23 protein-coding genes are annotated in these 24,004 nt (G+C 52.0%); 14 read left to right on the top strand and 9 right to left on the bottom strand.

Annotated elements, in window-relative coordinates:
* Positions 1–2 precede the first annotated feature (2 nt).
* From plsX to yceD, 3 genes are read right to left on the bottom strand one after another with little or no spacing between them, the layout of a single operon-like run.
* The gene (plsX, locus tag ACX9GT_RS11270) at positions 3–1,037 is read right to left on the bottom strand and encodes a phosphate acyltransferase PlsX (protein WP_473191141.1); all 1,035 of its coding nucleotides are present in this window, start codon (positions 1,035–1,037) and stop codon (positions 3–5) included.
* 12 nt (positions 1,038–1,049) lie between these two features.
* A complete protein-coding gene (gene rpmF / locus ACX9GT_RS11265; protein ID WP_004943042.1) occupies positions 1,050–1,217 on the bottom strand; it encodes a 50S ribosomal protein L32 in 168 nt (55 codons plus the stop codon).
* A gap of 18 nt (positions 1,218–1,235) precedes the next feature.
* On the bottom strand, positions 1,236–1,757 hold the full coding sequence (yceD, locus tag ACX9GT_RS11260) for a 23S rRNA accumulation protein YceD (RefSeq protein WP_473191140.1): 522 nt from the start codon (positions 1,755–1,757) through the stop codon (positions 1,236–1,238).
* 142 nt (positions 1,758–1,899) lie between these two features.
* On the opposite strand from yceD, the gene ACX9GT_RS11255 reads away from it, so the two are divergent.
* Positions 1,900–2,481 (top strand): Maf family protein, encoded by a 582-nt coding sequence (locus tag ACX9GT_RS11255; protein ID WP_473191139.1) that lies wholly within the window; start codon positions 1,900–1,902, stop codon positions 2,479–2,481.
* Positions 2,482–2,483: 2 nt separating this feature from the next.
* On the opposite strand, the gene rluC is transcribed toward ACX9GT_RS11255, so the two are convergent.
* Positions 2,484–3,443, bottom strand: coding sequence for a 23S rRNA pseudouridine(955/2504/2580) synthase RluC (rluC, locus tag ACX9GT_RS11250; RefSeq protein WP_473191138.1), 960 nt, complete (start codon positions 3,441–3,443; stop codon positions 2,484–2,486).
* Positions 3,444–3,998: 555 nt separating this feature from the next.
* Here rluC and rne point away from each other — a divergent pair.
* Together rne and ACX9GT_RS11240 are read left to right on the top strand one after the other, a co-directional pair.
* Positions 3,999–7,268 carry a ribonuclease E gene (rne, locus tag ACX9GT_RS11245; RefSeq protein WP_473191137.1) on the top strand — a complete coding sequence of 1,090 codons (3,270 nt, stop codon included), beginning with the start codon at positions 3,999–4,001 and terminating at the stop codon, positions 7,266–7,268.
* A gap of 112 nt (positions 7,269–7,380) precedes the next feature.
* Positions 7,381–8,385: an IS110 family RNA-guided transposase gene (locus ACX9GT_RS11240; protein ID WP_473188564.1), complete on the top strand. Its 1,005-nt coding sequence runs from the start codon at positions 7,381–7,383 to the stop codon at positions 8,383–8,385.
* Between the two features lie 32 nt (positions 8,386–8,417).
* Here ACX9GT_RS11240 and ACX9GT_RS11235 read toward each other — a convergent pair whose 3' ends face one another.
* Positions 8,418–8,585 carry a hypothetical protein gene (locus ACX9GT_RS11235; protein ID WP_473188563.1) on the bottom strand — a complete coding sequence of 56 codons (168 nt, stop codon included), beginning with the start codon at positions 8,583–8,585 and terminating at the stop codon, positions 8,418–8,420.
* A gap of 218 nt (positions 8,586–8,803) precedes the next feature.
* Here ACX9GT_RS11235 and pyrC point away from each other — a divergent pair, with 218 nt between their 5' ends.
* The 4 genes from pyrC (at position 8,804) to solA (ending at position 12,024) form a co-directional block, all read left to right on the top strand.
* On the top strand, positions 8,804–9,853 hold the full coding sequence (gene pyrC, locus ACX9GT_RS11230; protein WP_473191136.1) for a dihydroorotase: 1,050 nt from the start codon (positions 8,804–8,806) through the stop codon (positions 9,851–9,853).
* Positions 9,854–9,929: 76 nt separating this feature from the next.
* Positions 9,930–10,169: a DNA damage-inducible protein I gene (gene dinI, locus ACX9GT_RS11225; protein ID WP_473191135.1), complete on the top strand. Its 240-nt coding sequence runs from the start codon at positions 9,930–9,932 to the stop codon at positions 10,167–10,169.
* A 345-nt stretch (positions 10,170–10,514) separates the two neighbouring features.
* A complete protein-coding gene (gene bssS, locus ACX9GT_RS11220; RefSeq protein WP_473191134.1) occupies positions 10,515–10,769 on the top strand; it encodes a biofilm formation regulator BssS in 255 nt (84 codons plus the stop codon).
* 142 nt (positions 10,770–10,911) lie between these two features.
* The gene (solA, locus tag ACX9GT_RS11215) at positions 10,912–12,024 is read left to right on the top strand and encodes an N-methyl-L-tryptophan oxidase (protein WP_473191133.1); all 1,113 of its coding nucleotides are present in this window, start codon (positions 10,912–10,914) and stop codon (positions 12,022–12,024) included.
* Between the two features lie 99 nt (positions 12,025–12,123).
* On the opposite strand, the gene ACX9GT_RS11210 is transcribed toward solA, so the two are convergent.
* Both ACX9GT_RS11210 and ACX9GT_RS11205 read right to left on the bottom strand, forming a co-directional pair.
* Complete coding sequence (locus ACX9GT_RS11210; protein ID WP_473191132.1) at positions 12,124–13,182, bottom strand: AI-2E family transporter; 1,059 nt, start codon at positions 13,180–13,182, stop codon at positions 12,124–12,126.
* Positions 13,183–13,391: 209 nt separating this feature from the next.
* Positions 13,392–14,534 (bottom strand): IS4 family transposase, encoded by a 1,143-nt coding sequence (locus ACX9GT_RS11205; protein ID WP_473187570.1) that lies wholly within the window; start codon positions 14,532–14,534, stop codon positions 13,392–13,394.
* Between the two features lie 413 nt (positions 14,535–14,947).
* Here ACX9GT_RS11205 and ACX9GT_RS11200 point away from each other — a divergent pair, with 413 nt between their 5' ends.
* A complete protein-coding gene (locus tag ACX9GT_RS11200; RefSeq protein WP_473191131.1) occupies positions 14,948–15,502 on the top strand; it encodes a cytochrome b in 555 nt (184 codons plus the stop codon).
* Positions 15,503–15,526: 24 nt separating this feature from the next.
* Positions 15,527–16,105, top strand: a complete 579-nt coding sequence (locus tag ACX9GT_RS11195; protein WP_473191130.1) for a YceI family protein — start codon at positions 15,527–15,529, stop codon at positions 16,103–16,105.
* 54 nt (positions 16,106–16,159) lie between these two features.
* Here ACX9GT_RS11195 and trhO read toward each other — a convergent pair whose 3' ends face one another.
* The gene (gene trhO / locus ACX9GT_RS11190) at positions 16,160–17,212 is read right to left on the bottom strand and encodes an oxygen-dependent tRNA uridine(34) hydroxylase TrhO (protein WP_473191129.1); all 1,053 of its coding nucleotides are present in this window, start codon (positions 17,210–17,212) and stop codon (positions 16,160–16,162) included.
* A gap of 196 nt (positions 17,213–17,408) precedes the next feature.
* Between trhO and ACX9GT_RS11185 the strand changes: the two genes are divergently transcribed.
* The 5 genes from ACX9GT_RS11185 to ACX9GT_RS11165 all read left to right on the top strand — a co-directional run bounded on the left by ACX9GT_RS11185 (position 17,409) and on the right by ACX9GT_RS11165 (position 23,515).
* Complete coding sequence (locus tag ACX9GT_RS11185; RefSeq protein WP_473191128.1) at positions 17,409–18,506, top strand: NADH:flavin oxidoreductase/NADH oxidase; 1,098 nt, start codon at positions 17,409–17,411, stop codon at positions 18,504–18,506.
* A 269-nt stretch (positions 18,507–18,775) separates the two neighbouring features.
* Complete coding sequence (locus ACX9GT_RS11180; RefSeq protein WP_473191127.1) at positions 18,776–19,702, top strand: Kdo(2)-lipid IV(A) acyltransferase; 927 nt, start codon at positions 18,776–18,778, stop codon at positions 19,700–19,702.
* Positions 19,703–19,782: 80 nt separating this feature from the next.
* The gene (locus ACX9GT_RS11175; RefSeq protein WP_473191126.1) at positions 19,783–20,067 is read left to right on the top strand and encodes a YciI family protein; all 285 of its coding nucleotides are present in this window, start codon (positions 19,783–19,785) and stop codon (positions 20,065–20,067) included.
* Between the two features lie 202 nt (positions 20,068–20,269).
* Positions 20,270–21,508, top strand: a complete 1,239-nt coding sequence (gene mdtG, locus ACX9GT_RS11170; RefSeq protein ID WP_473191125.1) for a multidrug efflux MFS transporter MdtG — start codon at positions 20,270–20,272, stop codon at positions 21,506–21,508.
* Positions 21,509–21,979: 471 nt separating this feature from the next.
* Positions 21,980–23,515, top strand: coding sequence for a peptide MFS transporter (locus ACX9GT_RS11165; RefSeq protein WP_473191124.1), 1,536 nt, complete (start codon positions 21,980–21,982; stop codon positions 23,513–23,515).
* Positions 23,516–23,561: 46 nt separating this feature from the next.
* Here ACX9GT_RS11165 and ACX9GT_RS11160 read toward each other — a convergent pair whose 3' ends face one another.
* On the bottom strand, positions 23,562–23,960 hold the full coding sequence (locus ACX9GT_RS11160) for a VOC family protein (RefSeq protein ID WP_473191123.1): 399 nt from the start codon (positions 23,958–23,960) through the stop codon (positions 23,562–23,564).
* Positions 23,961–24,004: the final 44 nt, after the last annotated feature.

Below are 24,004 nucleotides of genomic sequence, written 5' to 3'. Positions count from 1 at the left end.
GATCAGTCACTCTTGGGTAATACAGCTTCAAGGCGCGCAGCAATTCTGTCAGGAACTTGCCGCTGCACCGCCTGCACAGCCTGTTCGATAGCGACCGCGAACGCGCTTTGGTTCGCCGCGCCGTGGCTTTTGATTACGGTGCTCCGCAATCCTAACAGACATGCACCATTATACTGGTCGGGGTTCAGATGACCGAAACGCTTTGCCACCCTTTTTTGCAACCATCGGCCCAACAATTTCAACCACCATGCCTGCTTGCCACCCTCTGAGGATGACTTCAGCAACGATAAGAACATCCTTATCACACCTTCCATGGTTTTCAGGGTGACGTTACCCACGAAACCGTCGCAGACCATGACATCGGTTTTACCGGTGAGCAGATCGTTTCCCTCCAGGTAACCAATATAGTTGATTGCCGGAGTATTTTTTAGCACGGCCGCAGCTTCGCGGATATTATCCAGGCCTTTGGTCTCTTCTTCACCAATGTTGAGCAGCGCTACGCGAGGTTGCGCAATGCCCAACACCTCTTCCGCCATCACCGCCCCCATCACCGCAAATTGCACCAGCATGGTGCTGTCGCACTCCACGTTGGCCCCCAGATCCAGCACCACGGTCTTACTGCGCCGCTGATTCGGTAGCACCGTCATCAGGGCCGGGCGCTCAATGCCATCCAGCGGCTTTATCAGCAATTTGGCCAGCCCCATCAAGGCACCGGTATTACCCGCACTGACACAGGCCTGCGCTTCACCACTTTTAATCAGTTCCAGCGCAATACGCATGGAAGTCCCACGACTAGCGCGGATCGCTTGTGAAGGTTTGGCATCGCCAGCAATAACAAACTCGGCGGGCACAACTTGCAAGCGTTCCAGCAGAAGCGGATCGGCTTTGGCAAGTAAAGGAGAGATGATGTCGGGATCGCCGACGAGCAGGAGATGAAGCTGTAAATTAGAGGCCAGTGCCTGCAATGAAGCAGGCACTGTGACGCAGGGACCGAAGTCCCCGCCCATAGCATCTAACGCCAGGGTTAGACGATTCAAGGTATCGCTAACTTAGCCGATAACCTTGCGACCGCGGTAGAAACCGTCGGCAGTGATGTGGTGACGACGATGAGTTTCACCAGAAGTCGCATCTACAGACAAAGTGGTGGTGGTCAGCGCATCGTGTGAACGACGCATGCCACGTTTGGAACGGGTTGGTTTATTCTGTTGTACGGCCATGGACCTTACTCCTCAATATTACTTACGCTTTAAACTGGCTAATACGGCAAATGGGTTTGGTTTCTCCGCCTCTGGAGGCAGTTTGCCAAACACCATGTCCGCTTCGGACACTTCACAGTGTTCAGATTCATGTACCGGAACGACAGGCAGTGAGAGAATAATTTCATCTTCAATCATTGCCAACAGATCGACTTCGCCAAACTCGTCAACTTCAATCGGTTCGTACGCTTCCGGTAATGCCTCAGCCTGCTCATCATTGACGACCGGGCTAAAACAATACGTTGTGTGAACATGATGCGCGAACGGGACTCCACAGCGTTGACACATTAGCGTTACCGCAACATCTGCCTGCCCTGTTATCACCGCGAGGCGCTGTTTGTCGATATCAAACGACAACGAAACCTCAACATCACTGTCCACACTGACCACGGAGTCGGCAACACGTGTAACCTGCTCAGACGTATAGACACCAGCATAGTCCAGGCGTTTCTGAGCGGTACGTACCGCATCAATGGTCAAGGGTAATTTTACCTTTTGCATAGGGCGCGCATATTAACTTTGTAACGACATAGAGTCAAAGAAAAAGGCCGTAAAACGGCACCTTTCACCAATATTCGCTTCCACAGCGGCCGACAGTTTAAAATGGTCGCCCTATTTACGCTACGGTTTGCGAAAAAAAATTATGCAAAGAATATTACTTGCTTCAACATCGACCTACCGCAAAATGCTGCTGGAAAAATTACAGCTGCCTTTTATTTGCGCAGCCCCACAAGTAGATGAAACTCCACTGGCCGGTGAAAATGCCGAAGCTCTGGTATTACGGCTCGCGGCGGCAAAAGCCCAGGCGCTTGCCATGGCTTATCCTGATCACCTGATTATCGGCTCCGACCAGGTCTGCGTCATCGATGGGCATATCACCGGCAAACCGCACACCGAGGAGAATGCTCGCAGGCAACTGCGCCAAGCCAGCGGCCAAAAAGTCACCTTTTATACCGGACTGGCCCTTTATAATAGCCGCAACCAGCATTTACAGGCGCTGTGTGAGCCCTTCCATGTCCATTTTCGACCGCTAACCGATGCCGAGATCGCAGCCTACGTGCACCTGGAGCAACCCCTTAATTGCGCTGGCAGCTTTAAAAGTGAAGGTTTAGGCATTGCGCTGTTTGAACGGCTTGAAGGGCGCGACCAGAATGCGTTGATTGGTTTACCGCTGATCGCACTGCTGGAAATGTTGCGGGCTGAAGGGATCAACCCGCTGGTATAAGGTTATTTTACGGTTTGTTTACGTAAAACCTGTAGGCAATGCCGCAACTCATCGTCCATCGGCGCTTCGATACGCATCGTTTCGCCAGTGGCCGGGTGTTCAAAGCGTAATGCCGCCGCATGCAGGAACAGACGCTTTAGCCCGCTGCCCGCCAACTGACGATCAAACTCACGGTCACCATAGCGATCGTCAAACGCGATGGGATGCCCGGCATGCAAGGTATGTACGCGGATCTGATGAGTACGCCCGGTGATCGGGCTGGCTTTCACCAGCGTGGCATGCTCGAAGCGCTCTTCCACCTTAAAACGGGTTTCCGAGGGTTTGCCTTCGCTACTGACGCGCACAATACGCTCCCCACTTTGCAGGATGTTTTTCAATAATGGTGCCTGAACCGCCTTACAGTGCGACGGCCACTGGCCGCGCACCAAGGCCAGATAGTCTTTCTGCATCCCTTTAAGGCGCAGTTGCTCATGCAGCGAGCGCAGCGCGGAACGTTTCTTGGCGATCATCAGCACGCCAGACGTATCACGGTCCAGACGGTGTACCAACTCCAGAAAACGTGCCTCCGGCCGTAACGCACGCAACCCTTCGATCACGCCAAAACTCAGGCCGCTGCCGCCGTGTACTGCTGTCCCTGAGGGTTTGTTCAGCAGCAACAGATGGTCGTCCTCATAAAGGATGCAATCGGCTAACGCCGCCACTTTATCCAGCTTGACGGATACCGGCGCGTCCTCACGTTCGGCCACGCGCACCGGGGGAATACGCACCACGTCACCAGCCGCCAGTTTATATTCGGCTTTGATGCGACCTTTATTTACCCGCACCTCACCCTTACGCACGATGCGATAAATCATGCTCTTAGGTACGCCTTTAAGACGGGCCAGCAAAAAGTTGTCGATTCTTTGACCGGCTTCATCGTCAGAAATCGTGATTAATTGTACTGCGGGAATGTTCGTTTTCATGAGGCGGGATTCTAAATAGAGCGAGTAAATAGCGCCACCTCTTTTTATGTGCTTAACTGTCATTCTGACTGCAAGAGAAATTACAGCGAACAATAAGGCAGCAAGCCGGTTTGAACGTTTGCGATTTCTTCCGCAGTTAAGGAAAAGTCACCTTGCTATAACGGTGTCAGCAATGGAATAATGAAGTGACTTTCCGTGCTGATTCCCGTTAAAACAGGGAGAAGTGTGGAATTATACAGTTTGTCTGGTTACACAAAAACGCAGCAATGGCGTAAGACGTAATGTGAAACCAAACAATTAGCGGGCTGCGGGTTGCAGCTTGGCCGGCAAATGGAATCAGATCTGTCGACGTAAATCAGAGGCTATTCCCTGAGTCAAAAAGCGCTGTTTTCACAAAGAAATACAGGCTTACCGAGATAATGCGCCCCTATGCAGGCGACAACCGTGAGGTTGACGGCTTTGCGAGAAGACACGGGGTTTTCGGTTTTTAACCCGGCCATGAGGTTATTTTGCCCGCAGCTTTGTCGATAATGTAAAAATAACGAGTAAGTTAAGATGAAAAGAATGTTGATTAACGCAACTCAGCAGGAAGAGTTGCGTGTTGCCCTTGTAGATGGACAGCGGCTGTACGATCTGGATATTGAAAGTCCAGGCCATGAACAGAAAAAAGCGAATATTTACAAAGGCAAAATCACTCGAATCGAACCCAGTCTTGAAGCAGCGTTTGTAGACTACGGCGCAGAACGACATGGTTTCCTCCCCCTGAAAGAAATCGCTCGCGAATATTTCCCCAGCAATTACTCTTCCCATGGTCGCCCGAACATCAAAGATGTGCTGCGCGAAGGCCAGGAAGTTATCGTTCAGGTTGATAAAGAAGAGCGCGGTAACAAAGGCGCGGCATTAACCACCTTTATCAGTCTGGCTGGCAGTTATTTGGTACTGATGCCGAACAACCCGCGTGCAGGGGGGATTTCCCGCCGCATCGAAGGTGACGATCGTACCGAACTGAAAGAAGCCCTTTCTTCCCTGCAATTGCCAGATGGCATGGGCCTGATTGTCCGTACCGCAGGCGTAGGTAAGTCTGCCGATGCGCTGCAATGGGACCTCTCTTTCCGCCTGAAGCACTGGGAAGCGATTAAAAAAGCCGCCGAAGGCCGCCCTGCGCCATTCCTGATCCATCAGGAAAGTAACGTTATCGTACGTGCCTTCCGCGATTATCTGCGCCCGGACATCGGTGAAATCCTGATCGACAACCCGAAAGTTCTCGATCTGGCCAAGGAGCATATCGCCGCCTTGGGCCGCCCGGATTTCAGCAGCAAAATCAAACTGTACAGCGGTGAAATCCCACTGTTCAGCCATTATCAAATCGAATCGCAGATCGAATCGGCATTCCAGCGTGAAGTGCGTCTGCCTTCTGGTGGTTCCATTGTTATCGACACCACCGAAGCCTTGACCGCTATCGATATCAACTCCGCGCGTGCAACCCGCGGCGGCGATATCGAAGAAACCGCATTTAATACCAACCTGGAAGCGGCAGACGAAATTGCCCGCCAGTTGCGCCTGCGTGACTTAGGCGGCCTGATCGTTATCGACTTTATCGACATGACGCCAGTGCGACATCAGCGTGAAGTGGAAAACCGTCTGCGCGATGCGGTTCGTCAGGATCGTGCCCGTATCCAGATTGGCCGGATCTCTCGTTTTGGCCTGCTGGAAATGTCACGTCAGCGCCTCAGCCCATCACTGGGTGAATCCAGCCATCACGTCTGCCCACGCTGTAGCGGCACCGGAACCATTCGTGATAACGAATCGCTGGCGTTGTCGATTCTGCGTTTGATCGAAGAAGAAGCGCTGAAAGAGAATACTAAAGAAGTTCATGCCATTGTTCCCGTTCAGGTGGCTTCTTACCTGCTGAACGAAAAGCGTGAATCTGTTAGTGCGATCGAAAAACGTCAGGGTGGCGTGAAAGCGATCATCGTGCCTAACGATCAAATGCAGACTCCGCATTATTCGGTGCTGCGCGTGCGTAAGGGCGAAGAAACCCCTACCCTGAGCTACCTGTTGCCGAAGCTGCATGAAGAAGAAATGGCTCAGCCACAGGAAGATGCGCCAATTGAGCGCAAGCGTCCTGAACAACCGGCTCTGGCCTCCTTCTCTTTGGGTGCTGCTGATGCTCCACCTCCGGACGAAGAGCCTGCTGTTGCCAAACCTGTAGCTGCCGTCAAACCGGCAGCACCAGTTGCAGTGGAAACCAAGCCCGGTCTGTTAAGCCGTCTGTTCGGTGGCCTGAAATCTTTCTTCGCCAGCGAAGAAGAACCAAAAACCGAAGCCCAACCGGCCGAAGTCGTTCAGACAGAAAACAGTGACAACCGTCGTCAAGATCGTCGTGGTCAACGCCGTCAGGGCACTGCCCGCAAAGAACGTGGCGAGCGCGGGGATCGTAAAGAGCGTAGCGAGAACCGTGACAATCGCGAACGTGATAACCGTGAACCGCGCGAAAACCGCGAGCCGCGTGAAGGTCGTGACGATCAGCGTCGTAATAACCGCCGCAACGCACAACAAACGGCACCTGTTGTTGTTACCGATGAAGTCCAGACTGAAGAAGCCGCTAAAGCACAGCGTGATGAGCAACAGCAACGCCGTGAACAGCGCTCCGAGCGTCAACGCCGCCGCCAGGAAGAAAAACGCCAGGCTCCGCAAGACGTTAAAGTGCTGGAAACCGTTGATAGTGAAGTTATCAGCAGCGATGAAGATCAGGAAGAGCGTCACCAGCAGCCAATGCAGCGCCGTCAGCGTCGTCCGCTGTCGCAAAAAGTTCGTGTACTGTCTGCGGAAGAGGAACTGCATCGTGCAGCAGAAGAGCTGCTGGCACCAAAAGCACTCCCGGTGAAAACTGAAGTGTCTCAAGTTGCCGTAGTGGCGGAAAGCGTGAAACTGCTGCCTGAAACCGTTGCAGTTCACTCTGACGATAATGCACAGGCAGATAACCGTAATAACGGTGAAAACGGCATGCCACGCCGTTCACGCCGTTCACCGCGACACTTGCGCGTTAGCGGCCAGCGTCGTCGTCGTTATCGTGACGAGCGTTATCCTAACCATTCTCCAATGCCGTTGGCCGGTGCTTTTGCATCACCAGAAATGGCGTCAGGCAAGGTATGGGTAAGTTACCCTGTCACTCAAGTGACGCAACTGACTGAGCCAGCTGAAGTTCAGGTGGAATCTGCTGCTGATATCACAACCGAAGTCGTCGCTGTCGCCAGCATTGCTGCCCCGGTTATTGCGGAAGTCGTGCAGGAGCAGCAAGTGGTTGAAACTCAACCAGTTGTAGAATATGCAGAACCACAAACCGAAGTCAGTCAGGCTACCATCAGCAGCCCAGCGGCCGAAGATGTTGTACAACCTGTAGAAGCTCCGGTTGAAACTGTGGCTGAAACATTCATTAGCCTTGTAGTTGATGTGCCAGCAGAAGTCAAAGCTCCAGCGTTCGCAGCCGTTCCTGAACAGGAATTCGCAGCACAGGCAGAAGTAGAAACTGAAGCGGTTCAAGAAGTGGAACAGGAAACGGTTTCTGCTCCTGTGCAGCAACCGCATGTTGTTGAGCAACCAATGTCTGCGCCTATTCAGAACGTGCCGGATGTGCTCTACAAGCATATTGCTACCGCTCCGATGACCAAGGCACCAGCTCCAAGCTACGAGCCAGAAGCACCGAAGCACAGTGAATGGCAGCGCCCTTCCTTCAATTTTGAAGGCAAAGGTTCTGCTGGTGGCCATGCAGCGGCAAATCAAGCCACTGCGCCTGCCACTAAACCGCAGCCAGTTAACGATTAAGTAACACTCTGCGCGATTAAGAACCCGCCTCTTTTGGCGGGTTAATGAGATGGTCACCCCCACCCTGTGAGCGGTACTCTGACAGGGTGTTTTTTTTCTGAAGGGGATCATCATGCAAAACGTTACACTCATCGGTATCGCTCTCGGCAAGCATTCGTTCCATGTTCACTGTCAGGATAAGTCTGGCAGGGCGCTTCTTCGTAAAAAACTTACTCGAGCCAAGTTATTTGAGTTTCTCGCTGGCTGTTCCTCTGCGACTGTTGTTATGGAGGCCTGTGCCGGTGCGCACTTTATGGCTCGTCGCATATCAGACTTAGGCCATGAGGCCAGGCTTATTTCTCCGCAGTTTGTCCGTCCTTTTGTTAAGAGCAACAAGAATGATTTCGTCGATGCTGAAGCGATATGTGAGGCTGCCTCACGTCCTTCCATGCGGTTTGTACAGCCGAGAACTGAGGCTCAGCAGGCCATGCGAGCTTTACATCGCGTCAGGGAGTCGCTGGTTAGAGACAAGGTCAAAACAACCAACCAGATGCATGCTTTTTTGCTGGAGTTTGGCATCAGCATGCCGGTCGGGATTGCAGTGATAAAACGCCTTGCTGCGGTACTGGCAGATAATGAGCTTCCGCCCTATCTGGCACAACTGCTTATGCGTTTACACGCCCATTACCTTTATCTGGTCGAACAGATCACAGAACTGGAAGTGGCGTTGAAGCAAGAGCTGAGCCGTGATGATACCGGGCAGCGCTTATTGACCATCCCTGGCATCGGTCCTATAACCGCCAGCGTTTTGTCCTCTCACCTGGGGGATGGCAAACAATATGCTCGCAGCCGTGATTTTGCGGCTGCAACAGGTTTAGTTCCCCGACAGCACAGCACTGGCGGGAAAAATACGTTACTGGGGATAAGTAAACGCGGTGATAAAAAGTTGCGCCAGTTGCTTGTTCAGTGTGCCAGGGTTTTTCTCCAGCACATTGACTCCCAGTCAGGACATCTTGCCGACTGGGTCAGAGAGCAACTGACACGAAAGCATTCCAATGTCGTTGCTTGCGCGTTGGCTAACAAACTCGCTCGGATAGCGTGGGCAGTAACGACAGGGCAAACCGTGTTCGAAAGGTAGCGTTAAACCTGCCTTAACCGACAGATTTAACGCTAATTAAAGTAGTTACCCATCTGGTTTTGCGAAGACTGATTATTGATGACATGAACGGCCAAACGGCCTGATGAAAAACCTAACATAAAAAATGGCTCTTGGAAGCCGCCGGGTTTTTTAGGTTTATCAGGCGCGGAACTCATCGTGGCGCGGGCATCCTTGCCCATAGTGACGCCGGATAGATTTAAGCAAGCCCATCATAAATCAAAATCAGTGTTGCAAAAACGGGGGTGACCATAGATTTTTATTCCCGCTGAAAATCAATTCGTCATTAACAAACAGATGCATCCTGAACGCTTTCCGCTTATGCTTACACCCCGGCGTGAATAACCCTCAATTATTCGCTTTTATTACGATATTTTTCTGACCGCCGGAGCTTTGCAACATGACCGCACAACCTCAAGCCCTGAAAATCCGCCGCCCTGACGACTGGCACATCCATCTGCGTGACGATGACATGCTGAAAACGGTTCTGCCTTATACCAGTCAGGTATTTGGTCGGGCGATTGTGATGCCAAACCTGGCACCACCGATCACCACCATCGCGGCAGCCATCAGCTATCGCGATCGTATTCTGGCGGCAATTCCTGCGGAGCATAAATTCACACCGCTGATGACCTGCTATTTAACCGACTCTCTGGCGGCCACAGAGCTGGTTAATGGTTTCGAACAAGGAGTTTTTACCGCTGCCAAGCTGTATCCTGCCAATGCAACGACCAACTCCAGCCACGGCGTCAGTGATATTAAAGCGATCTACCCGCTGCTTGAGCAGATGCAGAAAATAGGCATGCCGCTGTTGATCCACGGTGAAGTGACCGATTCAGCCATCGATATCTTTGACCGTGAGGCACGTTTTATCGATCAGGTAATGGAACCTATCCGCCGCCAATTCCCTGAGCTGAAAATTGTTTTCGAACACATCACTACCCAAGAAGCGGCCCAGTATGTGCAGGAAGGCAATCATTTCCTTGGCGCGACAATCACCCCGCAGCACCTGATGTTCAACCGCAACCATATGCTGGTTGGCGGGATCCGCCCGCATCTGTTCTGCTTGCCCATTCTGAAACGCAACATTCATCAGGAAGCGCTGCGTAAAGCGGTTGCCAGCGGTTCTGAACGGTTCTTCCTGGGTACCGATTCCGCACCCCATGCCAAGCATCGTAAGGAGTCCAGCTGCGGCTGTGCTGGCGTATTCAACGCACCGAGCGCGATGCCCGCTTATGCCACCGTATTCGAACAGCTAGGCGCGCTGGAACATCTCGAAGCCTTCTGTTCGCTGAATGGCCCACGCTTCTACGGTTTACCGGTTAACGAAGACTTTATCGAGCTACAACGCGTAGCGGTAACCCAACCGGAAGAGATCGTGCTGGGCAGTGAATCGCTTGTTCCGTTCTTGGCCGGGGAAAGCATTAATTGGTCTGTGGCAGCCTGTTGATCTTTTTTTAGGTTGGCTCTTGCCTCCGAATACAGGTTACTGTATAAATAAACAGTAAATAGCTTCGGGGGCAATTATGCGTATTGAAGTCACTATCGATAAAACCAAACCACTGCCGCCAGGGGCAATCGAAGCCCTGACTGGCGAATTCAGTAAACGGGTAAACCGCCAGTTCCCTGACACCAGCGTGCAGGTGCGTTATGCCGGAGCCAATGGGCTGTCTGTGCTGGGCGGAGCTAAAACGGATAAAGACCTGATCGAGGAAATACTCCAGGAAACCTGGGAAAGTGCCGACGATTGGTTCAGCGCAGAATAAATAACACTGCAATGCTGTTGTTGCCGGAGGTCGCTCTCCGGCTTTTTTGTTTCTGCCATGTTTGACCCTTGCTGGCATTTCCGCTGATTTAATCATCGAGCTAGAGAACCTTCCCTACCACCAGATCATCAATCCCGTTACGGAATAGAACTTGTGCAGCATATTTTATGGCCTGCTTACGGGTTTGCCTGATAATCGTTCAAATAAGTAATTATTTTTTATAAATTACAGGAAAAGCCCCACAGTTAAGCCGGGGTGCGTATACTGTAACTGTTCTTCACAGCAATAAGTCGCATTGATCCTCGTTAGTAACTCATGCTAGTCACTACTTGATAAGGGGTCTTTATGGACAGAAATGATGAAGTTATTCAGACACATCCGCTTGTTGGCTGGGATATCAGTACCGTCGATGTTTATAATGCCATGATGATTCGTCTTCATTACCTGTCTTCTCTAGACCAAGCAGCCGAAGAAGCTCAAGTGGATCGAACGCTTTGGCTAACCACAGATGTCGCCCGCCAATTGATCAATATCTTAGAGGCTGGCATTGCAAAAATAGAATCAACGGATTACTACGATCTTGACCGAAGAAAACACTGATTCATGCATCACCCCTCTCTAAGGCGCCAGCAACTCTGTGGCGCCTTTTTATTTGGTGCTATTCCTGCACGGCGAGTGCATTGCCGCCGCCAAACTCTTATCATAAAAACCTAGGCCATAGATAACAGAGAAGGTAAGGCGCGTGGAATATGACTTAATCATCGTGGGCAGCGGTTCGGTTGGCGCAGCTGCGGGCTATTACGCCACCAGCAACGGCTTAAAAGTGCTCATGATTGATAGCGCAATACCGCCACACCGTAACGGCAGCCACCATGGCGCTACGCGGATTATCCGCCATGCTTACGGTGAAGGTGAAAAATACGTGCCATTCATTCTGCGCGCCCAGGCGCTGTGGAATGGATTGGAGCAAAAAAGCGGTGAAAAACTGTTCCACCCTTGTGGCGTGCTCAATATGGGCCCACCAGGTTCCGAGTTTATTACTAACGTGCAACACAGTGCAAAAAGCTACAACCTCAACACGCAGTTGCTGAGCACAGAACAAATAAAGCAGCGTTGGGCCGAATTTAATGCTCCTGAGGGCTACATCGGCGTATTCGAACCCGATGCCGGAGTTTTGCTTTCTGAAGTAGCAATTGCCAGCTACATCAGGCTGGCAAGAGAAGCTGGCTGTGCGCAACTGTTCAACTGCCCAGTCAGCGCAGTTGAACCGATTGAAGGTGGTGTAGAAGTCGTAACCGCTGAAGGGCGTTTTCAGGGCCGTAAGGCGGTGATCGCTGCGGGTTCCTGGGTGAAAAACCTGTTGCCACAGTTGCCGATCATGCCACTGCGCAAAGTTTTCTCCTGGTATCAGGCTGACGGTCGTTACAGTGAGAATAATCAATTCCCCGCATTTACCGTCGAAGCATCGGATGGCGGCCGCTACTACGGTTTCCCCTCTGATAATGACGGCTTAAAAGTAGGCAAACACGATGGTGGCCAACCGATTGAAACCGCTGAGCAACGCAGGCCTTTTGGTACTGTCGCCAGCGATGGCGCTGAAGTGTTTGGTTTTCTGCGTCAGTTCCTGCCAGGCGTCGGCGTCTGCTTGCGTGGCGAAGTTTGCAGCTACGACATGAGCCCGGATGAAGACTTTATCATTGATACCCTGCCAGATTGCCAACGGCTGATGGTGATCACTGGCCTGAGCGGTCATGGCTTTAAATTCGCCAGCGTTCTGGGCGAAATTGCAGCACTGTTCGCACAAGACAAGACCTCTCCGTTAGATATTGCCCCTTTCAGCCTGCAACGCTTCTGATCCTCCCCCTCCTGCAACTTGCCAGTTCTGGCTGGTTGCAGGCTAAAACCCAGCAAGGAAATTCATCAATAAGCGAACGAGACACGGATAGAACGCTCTTTACTCTTGAATGTCTTCCCGCGCCAAGCGGCCATCGCCCAGGATCACCGCCCATTTCTGCCCGCCGTCCATCGTTTCCAGCGTGATGCGGGCAATGATGGTCAAGGGCACCGAGAGCAGCATCCCCACCGGCCCCATAAGCCATCCCCAGAATATCAGAGAGAGGAACACCACCAGCGTGGAAAGCCCCAAGCCACGGCCCATAATGCGCGGTTCCAGCATATTGCCGATCACCAGGTTAATCAGGACATATCCCCCTGCCACCACCATGGCATCGCCAAAACCGTTAAACAGCAGAGCTTGAATCAGCGGTGGGATCGCCGCGATAACCGAGCCGATATTAGGGATGAAATTAAACATAAACGCCATCATGCCCCAGATAAACGCAAAGCGGACGCCCACCCAGGTCAGGAATGCCCAGACAATCAGCCCGGTGCCCAAGCTGATAGCCGTTTTGATCACCAGATAGTGCGTCACTCCTTTCAATGCACGTTGAATGGCCGCCATGCCTTCATTAGGTTTGTCCAGCGCCTGCCGCAATTTGTATGGTAAGAGCTGAACTTCAAACAGCATGAATACTACCGTCATCAGTAACAGAAAAATGCTGGTCATGGCGCCGGAAAGATGGCCTAACAGACGGGTGACCAGATTCATCGTGGCACCAGGATCAACAAACTTGACCATGGCATCGGCGGAGATCGTAATATCGATATTGAAACGCTCGGCGTAATATTGCAGTTCGCGTATTTTTTCCAGCATCATGCCGCGATACTGCGGCAGGGAACGAGCAAACTCATTCAAGGAAGAGCCCAACATGCTGATAAACGTCATTAACAGCACGATGACGGTAATCACCAGCAGCATCACGCTCAATCCCCTCGGCACCCGGCAGCGTTCCAGTAATACCACTAACGGATTGAGCACGATAGCAAGGAACACCGCCAGCAGGAAAGGCACCACAATATCCGCAGCAGCCTTGATTCCGGCCAAAATAACCACCAGCATAGCCAGCATCATGATCAAGCGAAGCTTACGGTCATTAAATTCAAAACTGCCCATGAGATTTCCTTGCGTAAAACCGGCCACGCGAACCGTTGATAACTATCATATTAGCAAACTCTGCCGCACTGGCGCAGGTAAATCACCGCCGAACGTAGGGGTAAAATAAGATAATCCCCTTAATGATCCCCTCATTTTTAGAGACTCAAATAATTCCAAGTGTGCGGGTATATAACCGATGCTGCAATGATCCCCTCATTTTTAGAGACTCAAATAATTCCAAGTGTGCGGGTATATAACCGATGCTGCCTCAGGTAATAAGTAAACTTCTCCATCAACAACGTCGCGTAGGCTTCTTTCATTTTAGGCAGCAACTGATAGTAGATGACACCCTGTCGGAAAAATGAATACGTTCGGCTTTTGCTGGTATTGACCTTGATCGTTCGTTCCAGACCCACGCTGTCACCCGCCTTGCCCAGCAGCGTCAACAGGACTATCGCCAGCGCACTGAACAGAAATAATCGGTCGCGTCGTGCCGGATTTTTGACACGAACCTGACCCATTCCCATGCCAAATCTGTAGTCCTTGATGTCCCGAAAACTGCTCTCGATACCCCAGCGCTGACCATACAGACTCAAGGCCTTGGCAGCGCTCAAATCGACGCGATTACTCGCCAGAAACCACGGCTCTTTCATACCGCTCTTGTGACAGCAATAGACCCGCTCGACCCGCTGTCGTTGCCCGGTAAGCTCCACCTCTTTGAGCGTGCGAGTTCGCCCGGTCGGGGTAAGCCATTCAGTCGCCGGCACCTGAGCCATACCTGGGTAGCCAACGAGAATATTGCTTTTAAAACGAATGATATAGGCAAAACCCAACTCTTGTTCAAGACGTTCAAACAACGCCATATAACCGAAGCCACGGTCCGCCACGACGGTGACAAAAACCCCTTGCGGCAAGGTCTTCCTGAGCTTGGTTAACAGCGCCTTTTCATGAGCGTTGCGTTGCCCTTTGAGCAAGGATTTCTGGTGGGTTTTCCACAGGAGCGGCGTGTTGCGTCCATGGTTGGTTTGCAAGCTGATAACCAGGGTGCTGTGGTCATCAGTATCAAACTCAGTCCAATCCATGGAGACGACGATGTCAGTACGTTCAGCCACCACATAGGGAACCCAGTCATCAAACAGGCTCCAGACGTTTAGTTTAGTGTTGGTGAGCAGTCTATCAACCTGCTTGACGGCGTGCTTTCGCTCAAGGCCGCTTGCCAAAGAGAGCCCATTGCCAATTGCATGGATGGCCAATGAGCCCGACTCAATCACCCCGTGGGTTGCATTGGCGAGCGACAATACACGCTTGGCATGCATGTCCTGCCCGAATATGTCATCAATGTGGTTAAGGATTATTTCGTGGTTAAGCATGGAGATTGTCTGCTCGTTATTAGCGGGTCAATAACGGAGATCATACCTCAGAAGCCGTACCATGCCTCACTCATATGAGGGGATAGCTAAGGATAATCCCCCATTTCCCTTAGCAGGATAAATAATCACCAAAGTCGTTAGCGTATTATTTCTCATCGTCTTCAATGATATTTACGCAACATGACAAAACCTGACAATAATAAGTAAAATCAAATAAATTCAACCAGTAATGCGAATTTTATGTTCACAGAAAAATACTCACTCCAACGATTCATTTGATTAAGTTGTCAAGAACTCACACAAATCCACTGATTAATATTATAAAGAAGTAACATAGTTGAATTTATTATTGCTTTTATGTTTTTTAACGTTTAATTATTGCTGCCAGAAAATGAGTCACGTAAGGAAGCCTAATGCTCTGGAAAAATACTGCTGACCGCTTTGGTCATGTTTCTGTTCTGATCCACTGGTTGGTTGCACTGACGGTATACGGGATGTTTGCCCTCGGTCTATGGATGGTCACGCTGGGCTATTACGACGCGTGGTATCACCCGGCACCCGAGATCCACAAAGGCATCGGTGTTCTGCTGTTTATCGTCATGCTGGTGCGAATCATTTGGCGTTTTGTTTCCCCGCCACCCAAACCATTGGCCAGCTATAGCCGTTTCACGCGCGTGAGCGCCGTGCTGGCTCACATCGCGTTATATACCGTGCTGTTTGCCATCCTGATCAGTGGTTACCTGATTTCCACCGCCGATGGTCAGGCGATCAGCGTTTTCGGCTGGTTTGATGTGCCCGCCTCTCTGACCGGTATCCCCCAACAGGCCGATACCGCCGGAACGATTCACCTTTACCTGGCCTGGGCTGTTGTCGTGCTTTCAGCACTGCATGCTCTGGCTGCGCTTAAACATCACTTTATTGATGGTGATGTTACTTTGAAACGGATGCTGGGTCGCAGCGCCGATTAACCTCTTGGTATTATGGAGATTGCTATGTTGAAGAAGACCGTATTAGGCCTCACTGCTGGTGCCCTGCTGTTAAGCGCGGGTTCCGCGTTGGCCGCCAACTTTAAGATCGATAAACAGGGGCAACATGCCTTTATCGAATTCCGCATCCAACACTTGGGTTACAGCTGGTTATATGGTTCTTTCAAGGACTTTGACGGTGGTTTCACCTTCGATGAAAAGGATCCGGCCAAAGATAAAGTGAACGTCACGATCAATACCGCCAGCGTGGACACCAACCACGCAGAACGTGACAAGCACCTGCGCAGCGCTGAATTCCTGAACGTAGAAAAACACAAGCAAGCAACGTTCGAATCCACCGAAGTGAAGAAAAATGGCGATGGCTATGCGGTTGTCGGCAACCTGACGCTGAACGGCGTGACCAAACCGGTCACCCTGGATGCCAAACTGACAGGTCAAGGTAACGATCCTTGGGGTGGCTACCGCGCGGGTTTCGAAGCTAACGGCAAAATCAAGCTGAAAGACTTTGGCATCACCACCGATCTCGGCCCGGCTTCTCAAGACGTTGAGCTGATTATTTCTGTGGAAGGTGTTCGCGAGAAGTAATAAACAAGGGCGCTGATTTCGCACCCCTGCAACATGGGCTCAGTTTTCTGAGCCCTATTTTTTGGGTTCCGGTATGTGCATCGTGGTCTGCAACAATCCCTTGGACTTATTGAAGATTTTGACGCCATTTTCGCGGCCGGCACGGCGTGCGCGCTGCTCATCACGCGGTAACTTCAGTTCTTCACAGCAACTTTCACTGCAACAGCCTGCAAACTTGGTAGCGCAACTCGGGCACTGAATGAACAGCAGATGACAGCCGTCATTCAGGCAATTGGTGTGCGTATCACAGGGCTCGCCGCACTGGTGGCAATGGGCAATCACATCTTCAGAGATACGCTCTCCCATACGCTCGTCAAACACAAAGTTCTTGCCGATAAATTTCAGCGGTAAACCCTGCTCTTTTGCCTTACGGGCATATTCGATGATCCCGCCTTCCACGTGATAAACGTTCTTGAAACCGTTATGCAACATATAGGCGCTGGCTTTTTCACAGCGGATCCCGCCAGTGCAGTACATGACGATATTCTTGTCTTTCTGCTCCTGCAGCATTTCCACCGCCATCGGCAACTGCTCGCGGAAAGTGTCAGAAGGCACTTCGATCGCATGTTCAAAATGCCCGACCTCATACTCGTAGTGATTACGCATATCCACAAACAGAGTATTCGGATCGTCAATCATCTGGTTGACGCGGTCGGCCTGTAAATATTCACCCACATTCGCCGGGTTAAAAGTGGCATCGTCAATACCATCAGCAACGATGCGCTCACGGACTTTCAGACGCAGCACCCAGAAGGATTTACCGTCGTCTTCCAGAGCAATGTTCAGCCGCACCTGATCCAACGCCGGGTGGGCCGCAAATAAGGTGGCTTTGAAGGCGTCAAAATGGCTCTGCGGCACGCTGATCTGCGCATTGATGCCCTCTTTAGCCACATAAATGCGGCCAAAAACCTTCAGCTTATCGAACTGAATATACAGGCTGTCGCGAAACGCCTTAGGGTCATCAAGGGTAAAATATTTATAAAAAGAAACTGTGGTGCGTGGCTCGGTTTCGGCCAGCATACGCGCCTTCAGTTCCTCGTTAGAAATTCGGTTATGTAACACTGGCATGGTGTACTTTCCTGTCTTTCGAGGGGTGACTGATTGAGTGCGTTCAGGCCGCAGGCCCGCGCGCGGCGCACATCATACCCGAAAACACAGCATTACCCAACGGCCATGCTTAGCACACAGCACTTGACGTTATTCGCCAATCCCGATAAGCCTAATCATTACCGTACTCTCTATTCTGACGGACCATGAGGACATTATGAGCCAGCTCTTTACCCCCATCACCCTTGGGCAACTGCGGTTGCCCAACCGCATCATTATCGCGCCAATGTGCCAGTATTCAGCCGATAACGGTAAAGCCACCGAATGGCACACCATGCACCTCGGCCATCTGGCGCTCTCAGGGGCCGGATTGCTGATTGTTGAAGCCACCGCCGTGTCACCAGAAGGCCGGATTTCACCGGGAGATTTAGGCTTGTGGGATGATGCGACCGAACAGGCTCTGGCAGCGGTGATTCAGGCGGTCAAAAAGCACGCTACCATGCCGCTCGGCATCCAATTGGGCCATGCGGGCCGTAAAGCCTCCTGCGCCGTTCCTTGGGAAGGCGGCGGGCAACTTCCCAGCACGGAAGGTGGCTGGCAAACCCTTTCGGCTTCAGGGTTGCCTTTTAATCCTCACGATAAAGCGCCGCAAGCCATGAGCCTGAGGCAAATTGAGCTATTGAAAGCACAGTTTGTCGCCGCCGCACGGCGTGCCGATTGCCTCGGTTTCGATCTGATCGAACTGCACGGTGCGCACGGTTATCTGCTGCATCAGTTCCTCTCGCCGCTGGCTAACCAGCGCGACGATCAATATGGCGGTTCACTGCAAAACCGCATGCGCTTACTGCTGGAAATTTTCAGTGAAGTACGGGCCGTGTTCCCGGCGCAAAAAGCGGTTGGCGTGCGTATTTCCGCCAGCGACTGGGTGGCTGGCGGTTGGGATGAGCGGCAATCTGTTGAACTGGCAACAGCCTTGAAAACGCAGGGCTGTGATTACATTCATATTTCCAGCGGTGGCCTATCACCACAGCAGCAGATCCCGCTTGGCCCGAATTATCAGGTGCCTTTTGCAGCAACCATCATGCATGAAGTCGGCATGCCAACCATCGCCGTGGGGCTAATCACCGAACCAGAACAGGCGGAAGCGATTGTTGCTACCGGCCAGGCTGACATGGTGGCCCTGGCGCGCGGTATTCTCTACAACCCGCGCTGGCCATGGCATGCGGCGGCTAGGTTGGGTGCAAAAGTGCAGGCACCACCACAATATTGGCGTTCAGAACCACATGGGCTAAAGGGGTTGTTTAAAAACGATTAACGGCTGTAGGAGCGGGTCTCAGCGCCCGCTTCGGCCATTCTGCCCGGCGTCTTTTAGCGCTGTTTTTGCTAAAAAAACACCGTTCTAACCCGGTTCAAGGCAAAAAATGGTGTTTTAATGCTGTGAGTTTTCCTGTTGCATTAGAAAAATGTCACAATACACAGCCATAAACGACAGGGAAATCATCACATGAGCCACTCTCTTCGGATTATAGGTTCTGTAGTTTCCCTGTGATTACTGTTAAATGACTGCTTCTAAGCTGAGAACACATGACTCAAGTTCCTTCTTTTAATCGATCTTTACTGCATCCTCGCTACTGGCTCACCTGGTTCGGCATGGGTTTACTGTATTTGCTGGTCCTGCTCCCCTACCCGATTATTTACCACTTGGGTATTGGGCTGGGCCGCTTCTCTATGCGTTTTCTTAAACGCCGAGTCGCCATTGCACGACGTAACCTCGATCTGTGTTTTCCTGAAATGCCAAAAGCCGAGCGTGACGCGTTGATCGTAAAGAACTTTGAGTCGGTGGGCATGGGGTTGTTTGAAACCGGCATGGCCTGGTTCTGGCCGAACTGGCGCATCGAACGCTGGTTTACCATCAGCGGCCTAGAGCACATTGAGCAAGCACGAGCCAACCAGCAAGGCGTATTGCTGATCGGGTTGCATTTTCTAACGCTCGAACTGGGGGCGCGGATTTTTGGTATCCACAATCCAGGTATCGGGGTCTACCGCCCGCATGACAACCCGCTGATGGACTGGCTGCAAACCCGCGGCCGTATGCGTTCCAATAAATCGATGCTGGATCGCAAAGATGTCAAAGGGATGATCCGCGCGCTGAAACAGGGCGAAATCATCTGGTACGCCCCGGATCACGATTACGGCCCGCGCAGCAGTGTGTTCGCTCCGCTGTTTGCGGTCGAAAAAGCCGCCACCACCACCGGCAGCTATATATTGATACGTATGGGCAAGCCAGCCATTATTCCCTTCACTCCACGCCGCCTACCGGAAGGTAAAGGGTATGAATTGATCATGCAACCCGCACTAGAAAACTTCCCGCTGGATAGCGAACATGCAGCCGCTGCGTTTATGAATAAAGTGGTAGAAAAGGAGATCCTGATGGCCCCGGATCAATATATGTGGTTGCACCGCCGCTTCAAAACCCGCCCGGAAGGTGAACCTTCGCTGTATTCAGCGTAACGGTTTTTTACCCGTACCATCTTGAGAAGCAGGGCAAACAGTGTGATGTTATGGTTTTATCATTGGCAAAGGGAGCCACTATGTACGTCGTTAATCTGACCTATCACCGCCCGATTGAAGAAGTCGACAGTCACCTTGAAGGGCATGTCGCCTGGCTGAAGCAACATTATCAGGACGGAACTTTTATCGCCTCGGGCCGCAAGAATCCGCGTATCGGCGGTGTGATCCTGGTGAAAGGTATTGAACGGGCACGGCTGGATGCCATTTTGGCGCAGGATCCGTTCAACGCAGTGGCCCACTATGAAATCACCGATGTCGCCCTCACCCTAACGTCCAGCGGGTTTGAAGCACTGGCTGGCATATAAAAGTTCCGTGGTTCCCGTACGTGCCGCGTGCGGGAATAACCCCCTTCGTTATTTTTAAAACTTTATTTCATTTTCTTACCCATCCCCCTCGCTGGTTAATTGATAACCCGTGCAACTAAGCGCATACTTATCAGGCTATCTATCTGTTTTGCGCTATTACCTCATGTAATTACAAAATTTTTTACTTTCTGCACGGAAACCTATGGCCTTGGCATCAGAACCTGTTAACTGGCAACGTAACCTCTTTATCATCTGGATTGGGTGTTTTCTGGCCGGTGCCGCGTTCAGTCTGATCATGCCATTCCTGCCGTTGTACGTTGAAGCCCTTGGCGTCACCGGCCATCAAGAACTGAATATGTGGTCCGGTCTGGTTTTCAGCATTACCTTCCTGTTTTCAGCCATTGCGTCGCCTTTTTGGGGCGGCCTTGCCGATCGGCATGGACGTAAACTGATGCTGTTACGCTCGGCTTTGGGCATGGCGATTGTGATGGTGCTGATGGGAATGGCGCAAAACATTTGGCAATTTCTGGCGCTGCGGGCGGTGTTGGGGTTGCTGGGCGGTTTTATTCCTAACGCTAACGCGCTGATTGCCACTCAGGTGCCACGCAACCGCAGTGGTTGGGCCTTGGGCACCCTGTCTACCGGTGGCGTCAGCGGCGCGTTGATCGGCCCGTTGATTGGTGGCTTGCTGGCCGACCAGTATGGCTTGCGTCCGGTATTCTTTATCACCGCGGCCGTATTGTTTATCTGCTTCCTGCTGACGTTGTTCTGCGTCAAGGAACAATTCACACCGGTACAAAAAAAAGACATGCTGCACGCGCGCCAGGTATTCGCTTCGCTGAAAAACCCCAAGCTGATCCTCAGCCTGTTTGTCACTTCTATGGTCATCCAGATTGCTACCGGCTCAGTTGCGCCGATTTTGACGCTGTATGTGCGTGATTTAGCCGGCGATATTCACAATCTGGCGTTTATCAGCGGCCTGATCGCCTCGGTGCCCGGCGTTGCGGCGCTGATGAGTGCTCCCAGGTTGGGTAAACTGGGGGATAAAATCGGCCCGGAGCGCATTCTGGTGTGTATGCTGATCGTTTCCGTGCTTCTGCTGATCCCAATGGCATTTGTTCAGGAACCCTGGCAGCTTGGCGTGTTGCGTTTTCTGCTTGGCGCAGCGGATGGCGCATTATTACCCGCGGTGCAAACCCTGTTGCTTTACAACTGTACCAACCAGGTTGCCGGGCGGATATTCAGCTATAACCAATCATTCCGCGATATCGGTAATGTCAGCGGCCCACTGCTAGGCGCGGCGGTATCGGCCAGTTATGGGTTCCGCGCCGTATTCTGCGTCACTGCACTGGTGGTAGTGTTTAACGTTTTCTACTCCTGGTGGTGTTTGCAGCGACGCCCGGCCAGAATGCGCGAAGACAGGCTACAAGAAGAACAATAGCCGGATTTATCGCCACTTACGCCACAACCTCTCAGTTAAGTCCTATTTCACGCACTTTTCCCTGATCAGATCGCACCGATCGCGCACGAGCTAATTTCAGAAAAACCTGATATCAATACTTTGTTTTTAAGAAAGTTAAAAATAACTCAGAGCAATAAACCACCTATTAATGCAAATTCCCTTTTAGACAAAATAAAAACCAAGAAAGTAGATGTTTGTCGACTTTTCGTCTAAAAAATGGGATATAGATACTAGACGAAATTATTGCCCACTAACCAACTGGTTAAAAAATATCACGCCAGAGCTAAAGTTCAGGCCAAGTGAAACAAGGGCCAGCACGTTTTCCATGGTTCACATGCGTTACGGCTGAGGTTTTGTCAGGTAACCCGCGCAAGCTGGGTCACCTTTGTTAAACACACACATACCACAGTACAGCCGCTTTATGGCGGCACATTTTATCGGGAAGATTTTATGCAATCCTCTGTTACACAGAAAGAAAACCGAACCTTCTTCGGCCATCCTTACCCGCTCGGCTCGCTGTTTTTTACCGAGATGTGGGAGCGCTTCTCGTTTTATGGCATCCGCCCATTATTGATCCTGTTTATGGCCGCTACCGTTTATGACGGCGGTATGGGATTGGCACGCGAGAATGCTTCGGCGATCGTCGGTATTTTTGCTGGCAGCATGTACCTGGCCGCCCTGCCTGGCGGTTGGCTGGCAGATAACTGGCTCGGGCAGCAGAAAGCGGTTTGGTATGGCTCGATCCTGATCGCATTCGGCCACCTGTCTATCGCCCTGTCGGCGTTCATGGGTAACGATCTGTTCTTTATCGGCCTGATGTTTATTGTGCTCGGTTCCGGCCTGTTCAAAACCTGTATTTCGGTGATGGTCGGTACGCTGTACAAACAGGGCGACGCACGCCGCGACGGCGGCTTCTCGCTGTTCTACATGGGCATCAATATGGGCTCCTTCCTCGCCCCGTTGATTTCCGGCTGGCTGGTGCGTACGCACGGTTGGCACTGGGGCTTTGGTATCGGTGGGATCGGGATGCTGGTGGCACTGATTATCTTCCGCATCTTTGCCGTGCCATCAATGAAGCGCTATGACAGCGAAGTCGGCCTGGACTCCACCTGGAACAGCCCGGTCGCCAAGAAAAATGGCGTCGGTGCCTGGCTCGTGGCGTTGGCCGTGGGTGTTGCCGTCATCGTTGGCCTGATTTCTCAAGGCATCATCGTGATCAACCCGGTGGCCGTTGCCAGCATGCTGGTTTATGTGATTGCCACCTCGGTCACACTGTACTTTATCTACCTGTTCTTTTTCGCTGGCCTGAGCCGCAAAGAGCGTGCGCGCCTGCTGGTGTGCTTTATCCTGCTGGTTTCTGCCGCCTTCTTCTGGTCTGCTTTCGAACAGAAACCGACATCGTTCAACCTGTTCGCCAACGACTACACCAACCGTATGATCGGTGATTTCGAGATCCCGGCGGTGTGGTTCCAATCGATCAACGCCCTGTTTATTATCCTGCTAGCACCGATCTTTAGCTGGATGTGGCCTGCCTTGGCACGTAACAAGGTGCGCCTGAGCAGCATCACCAAGTTCGTGTTCGGCATTCTCTTTGCGGCCGCAGGTTTTGGCGTGATGATGCTGGCATCCGAAAATGTGCTAAACAGTGGCGGCGCGGGTGTGTCACCGATGTGGCTGGTGGGCAGTATTCTGATGCTGACGCTGGGTGAACTGTGCCTGAGCCCGATTGGCCTGGCGACCATGACCCTGTTGGCACCGGACAGAATGCGCGGCCAGTTGATGGGCCTGTGGTTCTGCGCCAGCGCCTTGGGTAACCTGGCGGCTGGCCTGATCGGTGGCCATGTGAAAGCAGACAAGTTAGAGTTGCTGCCAACCCTGTTCGCCCGTTGCTCTATCGCGCTGGTGATTTGTGCCGCAGTGCTGATTCTGCTGATCGTGCCGATTCGCCGCATGCTGGAGAACACGCAAGGCAAAGCAAACGCGTGATCGGTGTTCTATCACTCTCCAAAGCCAGCGCCTATCGCTGGCTTTTTTATATCTGCCAGGCCTGCTGTTGTAGCACCACGCGATAACCGTCCAAATCCTCGAAGGTTTGCCCATTGGCCTCCCAATAAGGGTTATAAGCCTGCACACGCCGGAACCCGGCAGCCAGCATCTGTTCGCACATCCCTTGCCACTGTTCCGCCTCTGGCAGATAGAACACCAGCAGGTTGTCCTGCGTAGGGGCTTGCCCTACCCGCACACCGCGATGATGGGTAAACTCCAGGTGATAGGCATGCTGCGGATGACCGAGCATGATGCCATCAAAACCCTGATGGTCCTCAAACTCGCCAAGCCGTACAAAACCCAGGCCACAGCAGTACATCTGCGCAATCTCCGGCAACCGATCGGTTGGGCGGGCGATACGTAATACGGCATTGTGCATGTCCATTTTCCCTCCTGTTAGCGTGGAAACAGCATAGCCCTTCCCCTTTA

Source organism: Serratia sp. YWN4 (assembly GCF_055790845.1).
This window is presented reverse-complemented; position numbering and strand designations above follow the sequence as displayed.